The sequence below is a fragment of the Silvimonas sp. JCM 19000 genome, from assembly GCF_054652575.1.
This window is the reverse complement of the sequence record NZ_BAAIHC010000005.1, coordinates 160,687-181,893: the sequence shown is the minus strand read 5'-3', so window position 1 is coordinate 181,893 and position 21,207 is coordinate 160,687. Positions and strand designations below refer to the sequence as shown.

17 protein-coding genes and 1 tRNA gene are annotated in these 21,207 nt (G+C 61.0%); 12 read left to right on the top strand and 6 right to left on the bottom strand.

Annotated features, from left to right (window positions below; genetic code table 11):
- The first annotated feature begins 12 nt into the window (after positions 1-12).
- Both ligD and ACYQ1A_RS07095 read left to right on the top strand, forming a co-directional pair.
- Entirely contained in the window at positions 13-2,595 is a 2,583-nt protein-coding gene (gene ligD / locus ACYQ1A_RS07100) for a DNA ligase D (RefSeq protein WP_499361304.1), read from the top strand.
- Between the two features lie 10 nt (positions 2,596-2,605).
- Positions 2,606-2,815, top strand: a complete 210-nt coding sequence (locus ACYQ1A_RS07095; RefSeq protein ID WP_499361303.1) for a hypothetical protein — start codon at positions 2,606-2,608, stop codon at positions 2,813-2,815.
- Here ACYQ1A_RS07095 and ACYQ1A_RS07090 read toward each other — a convergent pair.
- The 3 genes from ACYQ1A_RS07090 to ACYQ1A_RS07080 form a co-directional block, all read right to left on the bottom strand.
- The gene (locus ACYQ1A_RS07090) at positions 2,797-3,975 is read right to left on the bottom strand and encodes a glycerate kinase (protein ID WP_499361301.1); all 1,179 of its coding nucleotides are present in this window, start codon (positions 3,973-3,975) and stop codon (positions 2,797-2,799) included. The genes ACYQ1A_RS07095 and ACYQ1A_RS07090 overlap by 19 nt on opposite strands.
- Positions 3,976-3,982: 7 nt before the next feature.
- Positions 3,983-4,990 carry a LacI family DNA-binding transcriptional regulator gene (locus tag ACYQ1A_RS07085; RefSeq protein WP_499361298.1) on the bottom strand — a complete coding sequence of 336 codons (1,008 nt, stop codon included), beginning with the start codon at positions 4,988-4,990 and terminating at the stop codon, positions 3,983-3,985.
- Positions 4,991-5,090: 100 nt separating this feature from the next.
- Positions 5,091-5,942, bottom strand: coding sequence for a Rossmann-like and DUF2520 domain-containing protein (locus ACYQ1A_RS07080; protein WP_499361294.1), 852 nt, complete (start codon positions 5,940-5,942; stop codon positions 5,091-5,093).
- 67 nt (positions 5,943-6,009) lie between these two features.
- Here ACYQ1A_RS07080 and ACYQ1A_RS07075 point away from each other — a divergent pair, with 67 nt between their 5' ends.
- The gene (locus ACYQ1A_RS07075; RefSeq protein WP_499361293.1) at positions 6,010-7,152 is read left to right on the top strand and encodes a metallophosphoesterase; all 1,143 of its coding nucleotides are present in this window, start codon (positions 6,010-6,012) and stop codon (positions 7,150-7,152) included.
- A gap of 225 nt (positions 7,153-7,377) precedes the next feature.
- Here ACYQ1A_RS07075 and ACYQ1A_RS07070 read toward each other — a convergent pair whose 3' ends face one another.
- On the bottom strand, positions 7,378-7,671 hold the full coding sequence (locus tag ACYQ1A_RS07070; protein ID WP_062224992.1) for a hypothetical protein: 294 nt from the start codon (positions 7,669-7,671) through the stop codon (positions 7,378-7,380).
- 327 nt (positions 7,672-7,998) lie between these two features.
- Between ACYQ1A_RS07070 and ACYQ1A_RS07065 the strand changes: the two genes are divergently transcribed.
- Together ACYQ1A_RS07065 and ACYQ1A_RS07060 are read left to right on the top strand one after the other, a co-directional pair.
- On the top strand, positions 7,999-8,961 hold the full coding sequence (locus ACYQ1A_RS07065) for a FecCD family ABC transporter permease (protein WP_499361292.1): 963 nt from the start codon (positions 7,999-8,001) through the stop codon (positions 8,959-8,961).
- Entirely contained in the window at positions 8,961-9,749 is a 789-nt protein-coding gene (locus ACYQ1A_RS07060) for a heme ABC transporter ATP-binding protein (RefSeq protein ID WP_499361291.1), read from the top strand. Before ACYQ1A_RS07065 ends, ACYQ1A_RS07060 begins: the two co-directional genes overlap by 1 nt.
- Positions 9,750-9,767: 18 nt before the next feature.
- Here the strand turns inward: ACYQ1A_RS07060 and ACYQ1A_RS07055 are convergent, their stop codons facing one another.
- Positions 9,768-11,957 (bottom strand): prolyl oligopeptidase family serine peptidase, encoded by a 2,190-nt coding sequence (locus ACYQ1A_RS07055; protein ID WP_499361290.1) that lies wholly within the window; start codon positions 11,955-11,957, stop codon positions 9,768-9,770.
- Positions 11,958-12,007: 50 nt separating this feature from the next.
- Positions 12,008-12,616 carry a hypothetical protein gene (locus tag ACYQ1A_RS07050; protein WP_499361289.1) on the bottom strand — a complete coding sequence of 203 codons (609 nt, stop codon included), beginning with the start codon at positions 12,614-12,616 and terminating at the stop codon, positions 12,008-12,010.
- A gap of 159 nt (positions 12,617-12,775) precedes the next feature.
- Here ACYQ1A_RS07050 and ACYQ1A_RS07045 point away from each other — a divergent pair.
- The 7 genes from ACYQ1A_RS07045 (at position 12,776) to oppF (ending at position 21,026) form a co-directional block, all read left to right on the top strand.
- A tRNA-Gly gene (locus ACYQ1A_RS07045) sits at positions 12,776-12,849 on the top strand.
- A gap of 472 nt (positions 12,850-13,321) precedes the next feature.
- A complete protein-coding gene (gene gnd, locus ACYQ1A_RS07040; protein ID WP_499361288.1) occupies positions 13,322-14,734 on the top strand; it encodes an NADP-dependent phosphogluconate dehydrogenase in 1,413 nt (470 codons plus the stop codon).
- Positions 14,735-15,415: 681 nt separating this feature from the next.
- Entirely contained in the window at positions 15,416-17,032 is a 1,617-nt protein-coding gene (locus ACYQ1A_RS07035) for a peptide ABC transporter substrate-binding protein (protein WP_499361287.1), read from the top strand.
- A 144-nt stretch (positions 17,033-17,176) separates the two neighbouring features.
- The gene (locus ACYQ1A_RS07030) at positions 17,177-18,112 is read left to right on the top strand and encodes an ABC transporter permease subunit (RefSeq protein ID WP_499361285.1); all 936 of its coding nucleotides are present in this window, start codon (positions 17,177-17,179) and stop codon (positions 18,110-18,112) included.
- Between the two features lie 8 nt (positions 18,113-18,120).
- Positions 18,121-19,035 (top strand): ABC transporter permease, encoded by a 915-nt coding sequence (locus ACYQ1A_RS07025; protein ID WP_499361283.1) that lies wholly within the window; start codon positions 18,121-18,123, stop codon positions 19,033-19,035.
- A 7-nt stretch (positions 19,036-19,042) separates the two neighbouring features.
- Positions 19,043-20,041, top strand: coding sequence for an oligopeptide/dipeptide ABC transporter ATP-binding protein (locus tag ACYQ1A_RS07020; protein ID WP_499361281.1), 999 nt, complete (start codon positions 19,043-19,045; stop codon positions 20,039-20,041).
- Positions 20,034-21,026, top strand: a complete 993-nt coding sequence (oppF, locus tag ACYQ1A_RS07015) for a murein tripeptide/oligopeptide ABC transporter ATP binding protein OppF (protein WP_062224426.1) — start codon at positions 20,034-20,036, stop codon at positions 21,024-21,026. Before ACYQ1A_RS07020 ends, oppF begins: the two co-directional genes overlap by 8 nt.
- Positions 21,027-21,207 lie beyond the last annotated feature (181 nt).

Sequence of the window (21,207 nt, the reverse complement as noted above, 5' to 3'; positions counted from 1 at the left end):
CAGAGGCCTGTCATGGCTGCCCAGCTCGACGAATACAACCGCAAACGTGATTTTCATGCCACGCCCGAACCGGCTGGCAAACCCGTCGCCCGGCGGCCGGACCATGCCTTGCAGTACTGCATCCAGAAGCACGACGCCACGCGCCTGCATTACGACTTTCGGCTGGAACTCGACGGCACCATGAAAAGCTGGGCCATCCCCAAAGGCCCTTGCCTTGATCCCGCCGTGCGGCGTCTGGCCGTGCATGTGGAAGACCATCCCTTGTCTTATGCCTCGTTTGAAGGACATATCCCGGAAGGCCATTACGGTGCGGGCGATGTAATTGTGTGGGATCGCGGCGTGTGGATTCCGCAGGGTGATGCGGAAGAAGGCTATCGCCAGGGCAAGCTCAAATTCACCCTGGAAGGCGAAAAGCTCTCCGGCCTGTGGAATCTGGTACGCACCACCATTGCGGGCCGACAAGAACAATGGTTTTTGATTAAACATCGCGATAGCGCAGCACGGGCCGAGGGTGAATACGATGTCGTCGCGGCCCTGCCCGACAGCGTGCTGAGCGAGCGCAGCATCGTACCCAAACAACGCGGCGGCAAGGCGACCAGACCCAAGCCCGTCGCGGCCAAGCCCGCCACGCCGCGCCCCGGCCCCCGCAAAAAAAACGCCGCCGCAGCCCCCAACGCGCCGATGCCCGAGCAAATCGGCCCGCAACTGGCCACCCTGGTTGAATCCGTGCCCGATGGCGACTGGCGCTATGAGATCAAATTTGATGGCTACCGCATCATGGCGCGAATCGAAAATGGCGATGTGCGCTTGCTGACCCGCAACGGCCACGACTGGACCCGCAAAATGCCGCGTCAGGCCGAAGCGCTGGCCAGCCTTGGACTGGAATCGGCGTGGCTGGATGGCGAGGTCATCGTCGCCAACGACAACGGCGTACCCGATTTCCAGCTTTTGCAAAACGCCTTCGAGAGCGGCCGCAGTGGCGAAATTGTTTACTACCTGTTTGATCTGCCCTATCTCAATGGCCACGATTTGCGCCAGCTTCCCCTCGAACAGCGCCGCGCCGCGCTGGCCGAAGTACTGCAGCGCGCTGAAGACGAGGTATTGCGTTACTCGGAAGACTTTGCCGAATCGCCCGACGCCTTGTTGAACAGCGCATGCCAAATGAAGCTGGAAGGCTTGATAGGCAAACGCGCGGGCAGTCTGTATGTGTCACGGCGCAGCAATGACTGGATCAAGCTCAAGTGCAAATTGCGGCATGAATTTGTGGTGGTCGGCTATAGCGAACCCAAAGGCTCACGCAGCGGCTTTGGCGCTTTGCTGCTGGGTCTGTACGACGCTGATAGCGGCGAGTTGCGCTACGCGGGCAAAGTCGGCACCGGGTTTAATGAGGCGACGTTGCGCACGATTTATGCCCGCTTGCAGGCGCTGCACAGCAAAAAGATTGCCGTGGTCAATCCGCCCAGCGGGGCTGATGCACGCGGGGTGCACTGGATCAAACCGGAACTGCTGGCCGAGGTGGCGTATGCCGAAATGACGCGCGAAGGCTCGGTGCGGCATGCGGTATTTCATGGTTTGCGCAATGACAAACCCGCCGCAGGCGTGACGGAAGAAAAAGCAGTGCCCGCGCGCACGGTGGCGAATAAATCCAGCGCCACCCCAACACGCAGCCCCGCCCCGGTCACCACCCACAAAGTGGCGCGCAAACCCGCCAGCAAACTGCATATCACGCATCCGGAACGCGTGATTGATGCCAGCAGCGGCACCACCAAACTGCAGCTGGCCGAGTACTACGCCCAGGTGGCCGCGTATATCTTGCCGCATCTGCAAGACCGGCCTGTGGCCCTGGTGCGCGCGCCGGAAGGGATCGCGGGCGAGCTGTTTTTTCAGAAAAACGCTGCCACGCTGCGCATTCCGGCCATCCAGTCGCTCGATCAGGCTTACTCCGGCCAACCCGTCATGATCATCAATAGCGCCGAGGCCTTGCTCGGCGCGGTGCAGATGAGCAGCATCGAATTCCACACCTGGAACGCCACCGGCGACCAGCTGGACCAGCCCAACCGCTTTATCCTCGATCTGGACCCCGACCCGGCCTTGCCATGGAAAACCATGGTCGAAGCCGCACAGTTGACCCTGGCGGTGCTGGACGAGCTGGGCTTGACCAGCTTTATCAAAACCAGCGGCGGCAAAGGCCTGCATATTGTGGTGCCGTTAACCCCGCGCGACGGTTGGGCCGAGGTCAAAGCGTTTAGCGAGGCCATCGTCAAACATATGGCCAAACAGATTCCGTCACGTTTTTCGGCGGTATCCGGCCCCAAAAACCGCGTCGGCAAAATCTTTATCGACTATCTGCGCAACAGCCAGGGCGCCACCACCATCTGCGCCTATGCCGCACGGACGCGGGAAAATCTGCCGGTGTCGGTACCGATCTGGCGCGAGGAAATCCACGATCTGAAGAGCGCCAATCAATGGACCATCCACAACCTGCATGAACGGCTGGCCGAGCTGGAAGGGAGCGATCCGTGGGCTGATTATGCGAACACACAGCAGTTGATTACGGCGGACATGCGCAACCGCCTTGGCATGAAGCGCACCTGAGGAGCCAACCATGGAAGAGCAAGTGAGTGTGAGTAAAGAAAACGGCGCTTTTGTATTTCATAAAAGCGGCAAGAGCCTGCTGCGCATCGGCGAAGAAGAATGCAATACCCACGAGCAGCTATTGGCGCGCGCCAATGAATTGCGTGCCCAGGCGTGGGCCACCGCGGCGATAGTGGGCGAATTTACCCAACTGGCTGGCGATTACGATTCCGAACTTTGATGCGAACGCCGCCACCCTTGGCCCAGCCGATACAGCACGGCCAGATTGCGCGCAGTGGCCTCCAGCCGCGCGGCGGTATCGCGTAATGCATCGTCCAGCGAACCCGGACCGGGCTGAATGCTGAAACCGGCCGCAATGCCATGGCTTTGCAACTCGGCCGCATCCGCGCTGACGCGCCCTGCCAACGCAATGACCGGCACGCCGTGCGCACGCGCCAGCGCGGCCACACCCAGCGGCGCTTTGCCGTGCAGCGTCTGCGTGTCGAGATGACCTTCGCCGGTAATGACCAGATCGGCGTCCGCGAGATGACGCGCCAGGTCTACGGTCTGCAGTACCAGCGCAATGCCCGGGCGCAGTTGCGCTTGCAAAAAAGCCAGGGCAGCCGCGCCCATCCCACCCGCCGCGCCCGCGCCCGGCACATTGGCCACTGCGCGACCAATGGACTGCTCGATCACGCGGGCATATTGGCTGAGTGCGGTATCGAGTTGCTTCACCTGCGTGGGAGTCGCCCCTTTTTGTGGACCGAAGATGACGCTGGCACCGTGCGGCCCGGTCAGTGGATGGTCCACATCACAGGCCACATCAAAACGACAGGTTGCCAGCCGGGGGTCGAGCCCGGATCGATCCAGTGACGCCAGTCTGGCCAGGGCCAGGCCGCCAAACGGCAAGGATTTGCCCGCAGCGTCCAGCCAGCGCATACCCAGCGCCTGCAGCATGCCCGCGCCGCCATCATTGGTTGCGCTGCCGCCCAGCCCCAGCACAATATGGCGCGCGCCATGGTCGAGCGCGGCGCGGATCAATTCACCCACGCCATAAGTGGTGGTGCTGCCGGGATCGCGCAACGCCGGGGGCACTAGCATCAAACCGGCGGCGCTGGCCATTTCTATAAACGCCGTCTGCCCGTCGCCGCTCAAGCCCCACTGCGCTGGCACGCATTCGCCCAAGGGCCCGGTCACGCTCTGGCGTAACAGCCGGCCGGCGGTGGCGGCCACCAGCGCGTCCACCGTGCCTTCGCCGCCATCGGCCACCGGCAACAGCACGCATTCGGTTTCGGGCCAGGCGCTGTGCCAGCCGCGTGCAATCGCCTGCGCCACCCTGGCGGCGCTGAGGCTTTCTTTGAAGGAATCGGGGGCAATGACCAGTTTCATCGCGCGGAGCATGTCGCCATCAGTAACGGCGGCGCTGCGTGGATTCGCGCACCACCACCGTTAACGGCAAGGCGATGGGTTCGCATTTTTCGCCGCGCAACAAACGCATCAGTGCGCTGGCGCTTTGATAGCCGATTTCGTACACCGGTTGCCGCACCGTGGTCAGCGGCGGCGTACAAAAAGAAGCTGCGGGCAAGTCATCAAAACCAATCAGCGAGACGTCTTCCGGAATACGAATGCCACGCCGATAGAACGCCAGGCGTGCGCCGATGGCCATCTGGTCATTGGCAGCAAACAGCGCGGTAAAGTGCTGGCGGCTTTCCAGCAACTGCGCCACCGCCACCACACCCGAGTCATCGCGAAAATCGCCCTGCACCACCAGGCCGGGATTGAACTCGATATTGCGTTCCGCCAAAGCGCGCTGATAGCCCTGCAGCCGCGCGATCGAATCGCCCATATGCGGTGGCCCGGCAATATGCGCGATGGCGACGTGGCCCAGGTCAAGCAAATGGCAAGTTGCCTGGTAGGCAGCGTGTTCGTTATCCAGTTGCAGATACACCGCGTTGTCACGCACCACGCGATGCCCCATGGTCACCATCGGCACGCGCTCGGCAAAGCGGGTGAGCAAATCGTCGGGAATCGCGCCAGTCAGCACAATCAGGCCATCGACCGGCCGCCGCGCCAGCATGGTCAGGCGCTGGATTTCCTCGTCGGCATTCCAGTGGCCGCTGGCAAAGATGGGCGCAAACCCGGTGCCCACCAGACCATCTTCCACGCCTTGCAGAATCTCGTTGTAGAACGGACTGGAAATATCCTGGGTCAGCACGCCGATGGTCATGGTGCGCCCGCGCGCCAACCCTTGCGCCATGGCATTGGGCTGGAAATTGAGCGCAGCAATGGCGCTTTCGACGGCGGCGCGCTTGGCCTGATCGACCCGCGCGGTGCCGTTGAGTATGCGCGACACCGTACTGGGCGAAACGCCGGCAGCCGCGGCCACCTGCGCCAGAGTGACAGGAGAAGTATTCATGGCGCCGATTCTTGGCGCAGCGCAGCAGCGCGTCAAGCAAACGCCGCCGACGTGACGGCCGGGTTTTGGCGTTTGAATCTTTTACGAGACATGCAAGCTTCTAGCTGCGGCTTTGCTGCGCCGCCAGTTGCAGGGCAACTGTGGTCAAGGCGGCATAGACCGCACCGATCTCGGGCGCCAGTTGTTGGGTCAGGGCTTGCTCGGCCTGCAGAATGGCGTGATCGCCGCGTGCGGCAGGCCCGGTCAGCGCTTCCACCGTGCCGCGCGCAGCGATATTGGTCAGTGTGCCTTGCACCAGGGGCTGCAAGGCCGGCCATGCGGCCGCACGCGGCAAACCCGCCGTCTCCATGCATTGCAGCGCGGTATCGATTAAAGCCACCAGATGATTACAGGCCAGAACGGCGCCAGCGTGATACAGCAATTTATGTTCAGCCTGCAGGGCAAACCACTGCCCGCCGATCGCCTCGAAGATGGGCTGCAGCACCGCCAGCGCAGCGGTATCCCCTTCGCCGCCACACCAAGTGCCAGCAAAACTGGCGGCCGCGGCGAGCGGCTCGGCAAAGGATTTGAGCGGATGCACGCTGGCAATGTGCACACCCTGTTCGCGTAAGGGGGCCAGCACCGTACTGGCGGTCGCCCCGCTGCAATGGAACAGCACGTCGCCGGGCCGCAACACGCGCGCAGTGGCAAGATGGTGCGCCACCGTGGCAATGGCAGCGTCGGGCGTGGCAATCAGCGTCAACGCGGCAGGCGGCAAGGCGCTGAGCTCGGCCGGCGCGCCAGCACCGATCAGGGCACAGGCCGCTGCGGTCTTGCGCGCGTCGCGCCCGCACACGGCTTGCAACTGCACCACGCCCGCTTGCTGCCAAAGCCGCCCCAGCGTCTGCCCCAAGCGGCCCGGCCCGATCAGATTAAGGCGCGGCATGCCATTGTCCTGTCTTGATTTGTCCATGCAAGCCACCCATGTAAGGCAAAGGCCCGTATTATGCCGCCCCCTGCCCATCACCACGAAGCCCACCATGTCCGCACGCCGTCGTCCGTTTGGTTTTGTCATCATCATGTTGTTGGCCCTGCATGCCTATATCGGCGCGCGTTTACTGCCTGATCTGCAAGGTGGGCTCGCCGTCTGGGTGCTGGGTGGACTGGTCTTGTTAGCCTCTTTGATCCTGATGCCGCTGGGCATGATGTCGCGTAATTTCAAGAATCATGCACTGGCTGATCGCGTCAGCTGGGCCGGCATGCTGGCAATGGGCTGGTTTTCCTCGCTGCTGGTTTTCACCTTTGTGCGTGACCTGGTGCTGCTGATATTGGCGCTGTTGCCAGGTTCGCTCAGCCCGAGCGTGCAGCACGACAGCGCGGTCTTCGTGCCCGCACTGGCTTTATTGATTAGCGCGATCGGCTTTTTTAATGCGCGCCGCACTGCCAGCGTGGTGAGCGTGGACATCCCGGTGGCTGATCTGCCGGCTGAATTGCAAGGCTTCACCATTGCGCAAATCAGCGACATCCATGTCGGCCCGACCATCAAGAACAACTACCTCAGCGCCATCGTCGCGGCTGTCAACGCACTGGACGCCGATGTAGTCGCCATCACCGGCGACCTGGTCGACGGCAGCGTCGCGCAACTGGCACCACATACGGCGCCACTGGCGGATCTGAAGGCGCGCTATGGCAGCTATTTTGTGACGGGCAACCACGAATACTATTCGGGCGCAGCTGCCTGGGTGGCCGAGTTGCAGCGGCTTGGTGTGCAAGTATTGATGAACGAACATGTGGTATTGAATGCTGCGAGCGCGCCGCTGGTGCTGGCTGGTGTGACGGACTTTGGCGCGGGCAGTTTTGACCCGGCCAATGCCAGTGACCCGGTGCGGGCCATGCGCAATGCGCCCGCTGACGCGGCGGTGCGCATCTTGCTGGCACACCAACCGCGCAGTGCTCCGGCGGCAGAACAGGCGGGCTTTGACGTGCAATTGTCGGGACACACCCACGGCGGCCAGTTCTGGCCGTGGGGGCATTTCGTGCGCTTTCAGCAACCGTTTACTGCCGGGCTGCATCGGCTGGGCAAGCTGTGGGTGTACACCAGTCGTGGCACCGGCTACTGGGGGCCGCCCAAACGCTTCGGCGCTCCTTCCGAAATCACCCGTTTGCGCCTGGTGCGTGCCTGATACCCGAAGCGGGTAACGACCCGGCAAGCAAAGCCACCAGGCGCGACGCATGCAGCTCGCCACGCCGCTGTGAGCGGTGGCTTTAACAACCTGAAAACCAAAGCGCTGAGCTTCCGCCATTGCGGCTGGTCACGCCGTCGCCTGGCCTGGGCCTTGATCCACCCTGGGCTTGCTGCAATCGGCTAATGCGCGTCCGCATAAACCTGGATAGAATCCGCCCCCCGCTCAGAAGCTGGCGACCCACTCGTCGAGCAGCGCGCCGATGGTTACGCCGCGCGCTTCGGCTTTCTCTTTGAGCAGGCGCCGTGTGCGCTCATCCACCACGGCATTGAGCTGCACCGGAATCTGCACATTCGCCACATCCCCCGACTTGAGCGCTTGCTGCAGCCGGTTCTGCCGACTACGGCGCTTGCGCTCTGCACTTGTCATCGGGCGCAAACCCACGCAGGGTCGGCCACGGCGCGCGGCCTTGGGCATGCCTGGCAATTCTGCGGTAACGAAATCGGCTGAGTGCTTCATGAGAGTGTATCCGGCGATCGATTGAGGGATGACGCAATTTTGCCCCAAGTCACGAAATCAGGCAAGCAAAAACAGCGGGGCTTATCAAGGCGGAATGCGGCCGGAGCAGGCAATACAAGCGCGTCACAAAACCCCTCTCCAACTCAATCCATTACTTGATGAAACGATCTCAAGCCATTGATTAATAACGACACGGCAAATAAACGTGACTCGGTCACAAAATCGTGACCGCCCGTAACACTGGCGAGCACACCCATCGCACCCGATAATCCCGCATCCTCGTCCCGCCCTGGCTCCATTTTGCCCAGCAATCGCCGCGCCCTTCTTTTGCTTGCCCTGCTAGCCAGCGCTTTGCTGCTGGCGCTTGTGCTATCGATCGCCAGCGGCGCCCTGTCGATTCCGTTGACGCAATTTCCCGGACTGATCCATCCGCAGACGACGGAGCACGCCCTCTGGCAAAGCATCGTGCTGGAGGTGCGCCTACCGCGTGCGCTGCTGGCCGCCCTGACGGGGGCCGCGCTGGCCCTGTGTGGCGCGGTGATGCAGGCCTTGTTTCGTAACCCGCTGGCGGAACCGGGACTGGTCGGCATTTCTGCCGGCGGCGCTTTGGGCGCGGTCGGCGCAATCGTACTGGGCGCAACCAGCAGCTGGACTATCGCGCCCTCGGCCTTTGGTGGCAGCCTGCTCGCCACCACCGCCTGTTACGTGCTCGGCCGTCGCCAGCACAATATGGCCGGACTTTTGCTGGCTGGCATCGCCATCAACGCCTTGTGTGGCAGCCTGATCAATCTGCTGACCTACTTTGCCGATCCGGCCCAGCTGCGTGGCCTGACCTTCTGGACCATGGGCAACCTTGGCGGCGCCACCTGGCCGCTATTGGCGGAACTGGCGCCATGGACCCTTGCGCTGAGCGTTTTGCTGTGGCGCGACTGGCGTGCGCTCAATGCACTACTGCTCGGCGAGCGTGAAGCCAGCCATCTCGGCTTTGCAATCAAGCCCTTGCGCCGTCGACTTATTGTGATGGTTGCGCTGTTAGTCGGCCCTTTGGTGGGCGCCACCGGCACCATCGGTTTCGTTGGCCTGGTGGTGCCCCATCTGGTGCGCTTGCTGTCGGGCGCGAACCATCGTTGGCTGCTACCCAATTCAATGCTGGGCGGCGCCGCGGCATTGACCGGCGCGGACTGGCTGGCGCGCACATTGATGCCGCCCGCCGAACTACCCATAGGCGTCGTCACCAGCCTGGTCGGCGCGCCGTTCTTTTTGTGGCTACTAGCCCGGAAGGTGCGCTGATGCTGCGTGTAGACCAGGTTGAATGCGCACGCGAAGGCCGCACCGTGCTGCGCAATGTCAGCTTTGAAGTGATGCCGGGCCAGATCCTCGGCGTACTGGGCGCAAATGGCGCGGGCAAGTCCACTTTGCTGGCGACCCTGGCGGGTGAGCTGCGCGCAAGCTCCGGCCGCATCGAGTGGTGCGGACATGATCTGCAACAGCTGAAACCTGGCGCCCTGGCGCGGTGCCGCGCAGTGCTACCCCAGGCGTCGACGCTGGCCTTCGATCTGGAGGTGCGCGAAGTGGTGGCGGCAGGCGCTTACCCTTATGCCGAGATGACCCCGGCGGACGTGGCTGCGCTGGTTGAGCATGGCCTGGCGCTAGCCGATGCCAGCACTTATGCCGGACGCAGCTATTTGCAGCTTTCTGGCGGTGAACAGCAGCGGGTGCAGTTGGCGCGCGTATTGGCGCAAGTGCTGGCGCAGCGCCCCAGCACTGAACCACGTTTGTTATTACTGGACGAGCCCACCGCCAATCTTGATCCGCGCCACCAGCTCTTGCTGTTGCGCACGCTGCGACAAGTGGCAGCGGACCACAGCCTGGCCATCGTGATCGTATTACATGACGTCAACCTCGCCGCCAGCGCCTGCGACCAACTACTGCTGTTGGCGCAAGGCCGCGTCGCCGCTTATGGCGCGCCGCGCGCCACGCTAACACCCGACCACCTGCACGCCGTATACGACACGCCCGCCCGCGTCATGGAGCATCCAGACGGGGACGGGCGTTTATTGGTGCTGTTCAATCTGTAACTGCCGCAGTGCAGCCGCCTAACGCGGCTGAAAGCCTGCCTTGCCGGTACGCCAGAAGATAAAGGCGTATTGGTCGGCCAGCTCCTCATCGATCTGCATGCGGGTAGAGCCGATGCCATGACCCGCATCGATATTCACCTTGAGCAACACCGGATTATGCGAGGCCGTGGCGCGTTGCAAGGCCGCGGTCATTTTGGCCACTTCCCACGGCGACACGCGCGGGTCGTGCAGCCCCGTGGTCAGCAGCACCGACGGGTATTTGACGCCCATTTTGACGGCCTGAATGGAATCCATTTCCTTGAGCGCCAGAAATCCGTCATGGTCCTTGATGGTGCCGAATTCCGAAATATTTGGCGGGCCGTTGGGCGAGAACTCTGCACGCAAGGTATTGGAAGCCCCCACGTCCGACAGCACCACCGCAAACAGATCGGGCCGCTCGGTCAAGGCTCGCCCCACCGTAATCCCGCCTGCAGAGCCGCCCTCGATGGCCAGATGCTGGCGATCGGTCCAGCCATCCTTGATCAGCTTTTCGCAGCAATCGATCAGATCGCGCCAGGTGTTGTGCTTGGTCAGCCCTTTGCCCGCTTGCCACCAGCGCTTGCCGTATTCACCTCCACCGCGCACACCCGCGGTTGCCATCACGCCGCCCTGCTCCAGAAACGCAATAAACCGCGTCGAGAAATACGGCTGACTAACCACCTGATACGAGCCGTAGGCATCGACCAGGGTCGGGTTCTTGCCCTCTTTTTTCAGGCCTTTGCGCGCGATGATGGATAGCGGCACCTGAGTGCCATCACGCGCGGTGGCGAAGGTGTGGATTTCTTCGTACACACTCAGATCAATATTCGGCCGCGCGCAAATGCCGGTGTCGCTGGCCTTGTTGCTGGCCGGATCAAAATGGAACACGGCAAACGGCGTCAGCCAGCCCGACCCGAGCAACCACACGCCGTCCTCCGAGGTGGAAACGCCCAGAGAACTGATCGAGCCTTCAAACGGCAGCGGCACAGCGGCACGGCCCCCGCTGGCGTCGATTTTTTGCAAGCTGTTATAGCCGCCATCCATCAAGGTCACATACAAGCCATCACGCGCGGCGGCGATGCTCTGGATGATGCTGGCGCTGGCTGCCTGTACCACGCGGGCCTGCGCCAGATCCGGCGTGGCAGCAGAAACCTTCAGAATCTGGCCATTGTCCGCGCCATGCGTACTGAGCAAATACAAATCGTCGCCCGCCTGCGCGATATTGGTAACGTCATCGGCCACGTCACAAATCTTGCGCCATTGCGGCTTGCCCGCCAGTACATCAGCCAGCCGGGCGGAGAACCAGGGGTTATTCGGGCGCACGCCACCGAGCGGACTGGCGATCACATACTCCGAGGTCACATCGGCCGCGACCGCAGGAAAATCTGCCGCTTCAAACTGGATTTCGGCGTACTGACCCTGGCTGAGGATGAGCTGATCTTTATCCGGATCGGTGCCGAGCTTGTGCAACCACGCCGCGCTATTCAGAAAGAAATCCTGATCGCCAGGTTTGGGCCCTTTAGCGAGGCGGTTATAAAAAAAACCTGAGCTATCTGGCAGCCACGACGGACTGGCGTATTCGGTGCGATCGATTTTTTCCGGCAACAATTTGCCGGTGTCCACCTGCAGAATTTGTGCCACCGAGTTTTCCGAACCCGCAGGCGACATGCCATACACCACCAGCTTGCCGTCGGGCGATGGCACCCACCAATCCAGCGAGACGTGCGAGCCTTCCAGTTTGATGACGGTCGGATCAAGCAACAATTTTTCCGGTCCGCCAGCGGCATCGCGCACATACAGCTTGAAATTGTCGCCATTGCGCGGACGCTTGCTATAAAACACCCGGCCACCGCTGGGGTTGAGCGCCGAGATCGACTCTGCGCCCGACGACAAAGCATTCAAGCGCCGCCCGAGCGCCGCCCGACCGGGGATGGCATCGAGCACTTTGCGCGTGTACGCACCCTGCCCGCGCATAAACGGCTCCCACTCGGGATCGGCTGCGTTTTCCATCCAGCGGTAGTTGTCGGTGATCTGTTCGCCCCAGAGCGTTTCAGTCACTGGCTGCACGCGCGCGACCGGCGGCCGCCGTGGACCCGTAGCGGCCTCGGCCAGCCATGGATAAGCAGCGAGAACGGGGGCTGCGCCCAACATTTTAAGAACATCGCGCCGTTGCCAGCCTGATCGGGACATGCAGTGACTCCAGAGTAAATAAACGGATGCGGTCGGAATAAAGCAGCGCGCTATGGCTGCAAGGTGCAGCCGGTGCCAGTGACCAGATCTTTGGCAATTGCCAGCGGCGCCAGCAAACCCATGTCGCTATGCGCGCTTCCACACGAGGCGCGTTGCGCCTTGGCCATTTCTCTCGCCAGCGCACTGGGCTGCGCCGGTTTGGGCAAGGACAAATCGGGAAGCGTCGGCGCGCTGGCATCGGCACGGCGCAGGGTTTTACGCACACTGTCACGCAAGGCATCGATATTCAAAACCGGCGCTACTGGCTCGGCCGCGGGCACAGCGCCGACCACATCCGGCGCAGCGTCAGGTGCAACATGCGCGGCCGACTGCGGCGCAATGAGTGCGTGCAGCGCACGCCGGGCATGCGTGGTCGGATGAGGGGGCACCAGTGGCGCGGGCGCCAGCGCTTTCGACAAGGGTTGGGCGGGCGCAGGTCGGTCTGCGGGCAGCAAACGCACCAACACATCGTGTGCCGATTGCGCCAGCGGCGCGCGCTGCCGAATCGACAACAGCAAAGCAATCACCGCAGCATTAAATGCCAATGCCACCAGCGCGCCCACCCAACGTGAGCGTTGCAGCGGACGATAAAACACGTGACCTGCCCAGACCAAAGCCATCCACCCCTCCCGCCACGTGACCCACTGGCATCGGGCTGAATTTATGCTTTCAAATAGCAGAATTTGCAAGCGGCCGATTGTGCGAAGGCGGCCACAGACAAAGCCGATCATGGCGCTGGTTGATGCCGCGCCAGAATGCCCCTACAATGGCGCTCCTTTGCGGGTGTAGTTCAATGGTAGAACGGCAGCTTCCCAAGCTGCATACGAGGGTTCGATTCCCTTCACCCGCTCCAGAATCAATGCAAAAAGCCGATGCCCGCGCGCATCGGCTTTTTGCATTTGCGGCGTCCGCCCGGCGGAGACTGAGGATTTCCTCATAAAACTCAGGCGCTTAACTGAGCGCCGCGCGCATTTGCCATTTGCCGCAACGCAGTCCAGGCTTACCAGCGTGGAATGATCGTGATTGCAGGTGTAAGATGCCAAAGTTTTACATCGCCAGCGGCTCGTCCGCCCGCATGTATCGTATGTCGGGTTGGTGCGCTGGCCAGCATCGCGTCAGGGCATTTCAAATGACGACATTCGTGCAAAACATCCCGGAAAACATGAAAAAGCGGCCACTGCGTGCTTGTACAGGCGCAATCAGACCCTCATATCCGGTGCAACTGGACTCCAGTTGCGCATAGCAAGTTCAGCCCCAGAGGCTGGTTCCATAGTGAGTACAAGGCGCGTCGCAACGACTTCGCGCATCCGACAGGAGCAGAAGAAATGTCCAAGCAACAGATCGGTGTAATTGGTATGGCGGTAATGGGCCGCAACCTGGCACTGAACATTGAAAGCCGTGGCCATACGGTTTCGATCTACAACCGCTCGGCAGAAAAGACTGACGAAGTGATTGCAGAAAACCCGGGCAAGAAGCTGGTGCCGTACCACACACTGGAAGAGTTCGTTGCTTCGCTCGAAACCCCGCGTCGTATTCTGCTGATGGTGAAGGCCGGTACCGCTACCGACGCAACCATCGACCAACTGAAGCCCCTGCTGGCCAAGGGCGACATCATTATCGACGGCGGCAACACCCTGTATACCGACACCATCCGTCGTAACAAGGAATTGTCCGACCTGGGCTTCAACTTCATCGGTACCGGCGTGTCCGGCGGTGAAGAAGGCGCGCTGAAAGGCCCGTCCATCATGCCGGGCGGCCAGAAAGAAGCTTATGCCCTGGTTGCACCGATCCTGACCCAGATCGCCGCCAAAGCCCCGGCAGATGGCGAACCGTGCGTGGCCTACATCGGCCCGGATGGCGCTGGTCACTACGTCAAGATGGTGCACAACGGTATTGAATACGGCGACATGCAACTGATCGCCGAAGCCTACGCCATCCTCAAGGATGTGGTTGGCCTCAGCAACGCCGAACTGGCTGATGTGTTTGCCGACTGGAACAAGGGCGAACTGGACAGCTTCCTGATCGAGATCACTGCCAACATCTTCAAGAAGAAAGACGAAGAAACCGGCAAGGAACTGGTCGACGTGATTCTGGACAAGGCTGGCCAGAAAGGCACCGGCAAGTGGACTTCCAAGTCCGCGCTGGACCTGGGCGTGCCGCTGCCCCTGATCACCGAATCGGTGTTCGCACGCTTTATCTCCGCACTGAAGACCGAACGCGAAGAAGCTGCCAAGGTGCTGAATGGCCCGGCCAGCAAGCCTGCCATCGCTGACAAGGCTGCCTTTGTTGAATCGGTACGCCGCGCGTTGTACCTGTCGAAGATTGCTTCGTACGCGCAGGGCTTTGCCCAGATGCGTGCGCAATCTGAAGAAAGCAAATGGGATCTGCAATACGGCGAAATCGCCAAGATCTTCCGCGCCGGTTGCATCATCCGCTCGGGCTTCCTGCAGAACATCACCGACGCGTACACCAAGAACCCGCAGCTGAGCAACCTGCTGCTGGATCCGTACTTCGCCAAGATCGCCAATGAATACCAGGCTGCGCTGCGTGATGTGGTGGCTGCGGCTGTGCAAGCTGGCGTTGCTGTTCCGACCTTCGGTTCGGCCATCAGCTACTTCGACAGCTACCGCTCGGCTCGCCTGCCCGCTAACCTGATCCAGGCTCAGCGCGACTACTTCGGCGCTCATACGTTCGAGCGTACCGACAAGCCCGGCATCTTCCACGCCGAATGGTTCTAATTGTGGCGTGGGGCGCACGCTAGCGTGTGCCCGATGCGGCGTTAAAACCTCAAAAGCCGACCCAAAAGGTCGGCTTTTTTACGCCCATAGGGTGGGTCTAGACCCACCAGCCAAAGGCACGAAGAGATTCAGCGGTGCATGCTTCTCGATGGCCTTGAGTGGTGGGTCTCGACCCACCCTATGCACCAGAACACCCCACAAGCCAGATCATTCCGGACACAACGACCCAAAATTGTGCGTGCGGCCGCGTCGCGCGCGCATTCTTGTGCTATCAAACAGGCAGCCGTGCTGACGCCAAGACTTACACCTGTTGGATATGCGCATCACTTTGCCGGGTATGCTTACAGTGGCATGGATGTTGCTCTCTAACTGCTCTTTGAAATCGGCTTCGAACGCGATCCCCAAGCATTCATTGCGTTATATCAAGTTACCCGAGCATAAGCAGGTGTTCGGCGTGGCGCGATTGCCGGCCTGACGCATGCAAACAGTATTAACGCTTGCCGACGGCAGCCAACTCAACGATGTCGGATCGCGCGAATTGATCTAAGCTATGCCCCCAGCCGATCTCAGCCCACCCGCTGCGGCTGTATCCAGACCCGAAGCAGCGATAGCCACCTGGTTTACCCGCATACCAGGCGTTATCGCACCAGAACGCCAACACGATTGGCAGGAGTAGCCTTAATGACACGCAAGATCATCGCCGCCGCACTGGCCGCATCATTTGGCCTGGCCGCTCTGGTAGCCAGCGCCGCCAACGTTCCCGCTGGTGTGCAACTGGCCGCCAAACAGGAACTGGTGCGCCACAACGGCACCGAGCCGGATTCGCTGGACCCCAGCCTGGCCGAGACCAAGCAATCCAACTACATCCTGTGCGACCTGTTTGAAGGCCTGACCCGCAATGGCGCCGATGGTGCGATCCTGCCTGGCGTGGCCGAAAGCTGGAAGCAGACCGACGCCCACACCTGGGTGTTCAAGCTGCGCAAAGATGCCAAATGGTCGGATGGTTCGCCGGTGACGGCCGATGATTTTGTCTACTCGTGGCAACGTGCGGTCGACCCCAAGACGGGTTCGAAGTACACCATCCTGCTCGAGTTCATTACCAATGCCAAAGACATCGTCGACGGCAAAAAGCCGCCGAAAGAACTGGGCGTAAAAGCCACTGACAAGTACACGCTCGAAGTCAAAACCAACGACGTAGTGCCGTTCTTCCCTGGCCTGGCCACCATGAGCACCATGGTCCCGCTAAAGAAAGACAACGTTGAGAAAGGCGGCAAAGACTGGAACAAGCCGGGCAAGATGATTTCGAACGGCGCCTACACCATGGCCGAATGGGTGCCTAACAACCGCGTGGTGCTGGCCAAGAATCCGCAATACTGGAACGCCAAAAACGTCCAGATCACCAAAGTGACCTACAACCCGACCGAGAGCGATGACACCGCACTCAAGATGTACAAGTCGGGCGAAATTGACTGGACCGACCAACTTCCCACCGGCATCTACGGTTCGCTGCAAAAAGACTTTGGCAAAGAACTGCGTAACACCCCGTGGCTGGGTGTGTATTACCTCAACATGAACAACAAGCTGCCCGAGTTCAAAGACAAGCGCGTGCGCCAGGCGCTGACCATGGTCATCGACCGCGACATCCTTACCCAGAAGGTTACCGGCAACGGCGAAACGCCGGCCTACAGCCTGTTTGTCAAAGGCACCGATGGCGGCACGCCGACCGTTTACGCATGGCAGAAAGAGCCGATGGCACAGCGCGTGGCCGAGGCCAAAAAGCTGCTGTCTGATGCCGGCTATGGCCCGGGCAAAAAGCCGCTGAGCCTGAAGCTGAGCTACAACACCAACGAAATGCACAAAAAGGTGTTGTTGTTTGTGGGCTCGGAATGGAAGAACAAGCTGGGCGTACAAACCAGCATGGAAAACCAGGAATTCAAGGTGTTTGTGAAGACGCGTCACGACGGCAATTATCAGATTGCGCGTAACGCCTGGATCGCCGATTACAACGACGCCACCACCTTCCTCGACCTGGTACGTTGCGGCAGCGCGCAGAACGACACGTTCTATTGCAACCCCGCCGTCGACAACCTGATCAAGGAAGGCGGCCAGCAAACCGACGCTGGCAAGCGCAACGCGGCGTTCTCCAAAGCCATGGGCATTGCGATGGACGATTACGCGGTCATCCCGATGTTCCAGTACGCCAAAGCCCGTCTGGTGAAGTCCTATGTTGGGGGGTACACCACCACCAACTTTCTGGATGATTACCTGAGCCAGGATTTCTACATCATCAAACATTAAGCGTTTGAAATTCGGGGCTTTTTATAAGCGGAACACCGTACTCGTCCCGTCAGTAGAAGCCCCCAATTGCGCTTTATTTCTGGAATAATGGCGCGTCCCGAGAGGGCGCGCCTTTCTTCGTTCCGTCCAGGAAGATAAATACACATGTGGTCTTATATTTTTCGACGGCTGCTGTGGGCGATCCCCACTGCGCTGGCCGTCATTACGCTGTGCTATCTGATGTTGCACCTCACCCCGGGTGGACCTTTTGATAGTGAACGCCAGGTCTCTGCGGCCGTATTGGCCAATCTGCAAGCCAAGTACCATCTGGATCAGCCGCTGTGGCGCCAGTATTTGTACTATCTGAATGACCTTCTGCACGGCGATCTGGGCGCGTCCTTCCGCTACGCCGACTGGAGCGTCAACTCGCTGGTGGCACAAGCGTTGCCGGTATCGGCGACTGTGGGCGGCCTGTCGGTGTTGTTCTCGCTGGTGATCGGCGTGGTGCTGGGTATCGCGGCCGCCTTGCGCCAGAACAGCATCGTCGATTACGTGGTGATGTTCCTCGGCAACATCGGCAATACCGTGCCCTCGTTTGTAATGGGCCCGGTGCTGATCCTGATCTTTGCCATCTGGCTGAAGCACCCGGACGGCAATGGCTGGCTGCCCGCTGGCGGCTGGGATGGCCACACCATCTATATGATTCTGCCGGTTGCCCTGCTCACGCTGATCAACGTCGCCACCATCGGCCGCATCATGCGCGCTGGCCTGATCGAAACCATGTCGAGCAACTTCATCCGCACCGCACGCGCCAAAGGCTTGCCGATGCGCACCATCGTGTTTCGGCACGCGCTCAAGCCAGCGCTGATTCCGGTGGCTTCGGTGCTGGGCCCGGTGGCCATCAGCGCAATTACCTCGGCTGTGGTGACTGAGACCGTGTTCTCGCTGCCCGGTCTGGGCAAGCTGATCGTCAACGGCGCCTCCAACCGCGATTACACGCTGGTACTGGGTCTGGTAGTGCTGATTACGGTGATCGCCGTGGTGTTTAACCTGCTTGTCGATCTGGCGTACGCGCTGCTCGATCCGCGCATCCGTTACTGAGGGTAGCCATGTTCTCCAAACGCAAACAGCTTGCGCTGGCTGGCACCGTCGCGGACCTGCCACTCGAATCCGTCAAGGGCCGCAGCCCGTGGCGCGATGCCATGAACCGTTTTACCCGCAACAAAGCCGCTGTGTTCAGCGTGGTGTTGCTGGCACTGATTACCATCGCCTGTATCGTCGGGCCGTGGCTGGTGCCGCATACCTTTGATGACACAGATTGGGGCGCCATCAGCCTGCCGCCCACCTGGGCTGGCGCGCATTGGTTCGGCACTGACGAACTGGGCCGCGACATCCTGGTGCGTACCCTCATCGGCGGCCGCATTTCTTTGCTGGTGGGTCTGTTGGGCACCATCGCTTCGGTGGCGCTGGGCATTGCCTGGGGCGCTGTCGCGGGTTTTCTGGGCGGCAAAACCGACTCGGTGATGATGCGTATCGTCGACATGATGTACGCGGTGCCGTATCTGCTGATCGCCATCCTGATGATGACTTTGTTCGGGCGCGAGTTTTATCTGGTGATCATCACGATTGCCGTGTTCTCGTGGCTGGACACCGCCCGCGTGGTACGTGGCCAGACGCTGACGCTTAAATCGCGCGAATTTGTCGAAGCCGCGCACGCCATCGGTGTGCCAACGCATCGCATCATCTTTAGCCATATCGTGCCTAATCTGCTGGGCATCGTGGCCATCTACACCACCGTCACCGTACCTGGCGTCATCCTCACCGAATCAGTGCTGTCCTTCCTCGGCCTCGGCGTGCAAGAGCCGATGACCAGCTGGGGCGCGCTGATTGGTGATTCTGTGGGCAAGATGGACCAGCAACCGTGGATGCTGCTGTTTCCTTCCTTGTTCCTGTGCGCCACGCTGAGCTGTGCCAACTATATTGGCGACGGCCTGCGCGATGCATTTGACCCGAAAGACCGGTGAGGACGCCATGAGTCTGCTTGAAGTTAAAAATCTGGGCGTGAAGTTCAGTACGCCCGATGGCGTAATCAGTGCCGTCAATGGCGTCAATTTCAACCTGGAACGCGGCCAGACCATCGGCATCGTGGGCGAATCGGGTTCGGGCAAAAGCCAGACCGTACTGGCGATGATGGGTCTGCTGGCCAAGAACGGCATCGCCAGTGGCGAAGCGCTGTTCGAAGGCAAAAACCTGCTGACCATGCCCGCCAAAGACCTAAACCGTGTGCGCGGCGATCGTATCTCGATGATCTTTCAGGATCCGATGACGTCGCTGAACCCGTATCTGACGGTCGAACGTCAGATGACCGAGGTACTGGAACTGCACAAGGGCCTGAGCCGCAAGGCCGCCCGCGTGCGCGCCATCCAGTTGCTCGACGCCGTTAAAATCCCCGAAGCCGCCCGCCGCGTGGATATGTATCCGCATGAGTTCTCCGGCGGCATGCGTCAGCGCGTGATGATTGCGATGGCCCTGTTGTGCGAACCGGAAATCCTGATCGCCGATGAGCCCACCACCGCGCTGGACGTGACCGTACAAGCGCAGATCATCACGCTGCTGAAAGAACTGCAGCGCGACTTTGGCACCGCCATCATCATGATCACGCACGATCTGGGCGTGGTGGCTGGCATCTGCGACCAGGTGATGGTGATGTACGGCGGCCGCACCATGGAATACGGCGGCGCGCGCGATATTTTCTACGACGCCACCCACCCCTACACCATTGGTTTGCTGAACGCCCTGCCGCGTCTGGACCACGATGGCGCTGAGCTGATTTCTATTCCGGGTAACCCACCCAATATGGCGCATATGCCAGCTGGCTGTCCGTTCTGCGAACGCTGCAGCCTGGCTGACGAACACTGCCACCAGGTGCTGCCGGCGCTACTGCCGGCCGAAGGCAAGCCGCAAGTACTGCGCGCCTGCCACAAGACCGGTGAGCCTATCCTGCGCTTGAAAGAGGTGGCCCATGGCTGAGCAAAACAAAGAACTGATCCTGTCGGTGCGCGACGTTAAAGTGCACTTTCAGGTACGCCAGGGCAATACATGGCCGTGGCAACCGTCGCGCACGCTGAAGGCGGTGGACGGGGTGTCGTTTGACTTGTACGCCGGCGAGACGCTGGGCGTGGTGGGCGAATCGGGCTGCGGCAAATCCACGCTGTCACGCGCAATGCTGAATCTGATTCCGGCCACGGCGGGCAGCATCGTCTGGCTGGGTAAAGAAATGCGTGGTGCCAGCCATGGCGACTGGCAGAGCGCGCGCAAAGATATCCAGATGATCTTCCAGGATCCGCTGGCGTCGCTCAACCCGCGCATGACCGTGGCACAAATCATCGCCGAGCCGCTGCGCACGCATAAGCCCGAGCTGTCCAACGACGAAGTGATGCAACGCGTGCGTGCCATCATGGTGCGCGTGGGCTTGCGTGAGCAGCAGATCAACCGCTACCCGCACGAGTTTTCCGGCGGCCAGGCCCAGCGTATCGGCATCGCCCGCGCGCTGATCCTGGAACCCAAGCTGGTGATTTGCGATGAGCCGGTGTCGGCGCTGGACGTGTCGATTCAGGCGCAGATCATCAACTTGCTGAAGGAACTGCAGCGCGAGATGGGCCTGGCGCTGATCTTTATCGCGCACGATCTGGCGGTGGTGAAGCACATCAGTGATCGCGTGCTGGTGATGTATCTGGGCCACGTGATGGAGCTGGCCACCAAGGAAGCGCTGTACGCGCGACCGACGCATCCGTATACCCAGGCGCTGATGTCGGCCATTCCGCTGCCGGACCCGGAACTGGAAAAGGCCAAGGTCATCCAGATTCTGCAGGGCGATCTGCCCTCGCCGATCAATCCGCCGTCTGGCTGCGTGTTCCGCACGCGCTGCCCGCGCGCGATTGAGGATTGCGCCAAAACCGTCCCGCCGCTGCACGAATCGCAGCCCGGCACGCTGGTCGCCTGCATCCGCGCGTAAACACTGCGTCCGCAAAGGCGCCGTAGGGTGCGTTACCCCGCAGGGGCAACGCACAGTTCGGCTATGCCATAGACGGCGCACGACCCCGGTGGGGCCGAGGCTATCGCCTCAAAATGTGCGTTGCCCCTGCGGGGTAACGCACCCTACCACCGGCCTGTTTAGTCTGGATCGCGTCAAACCA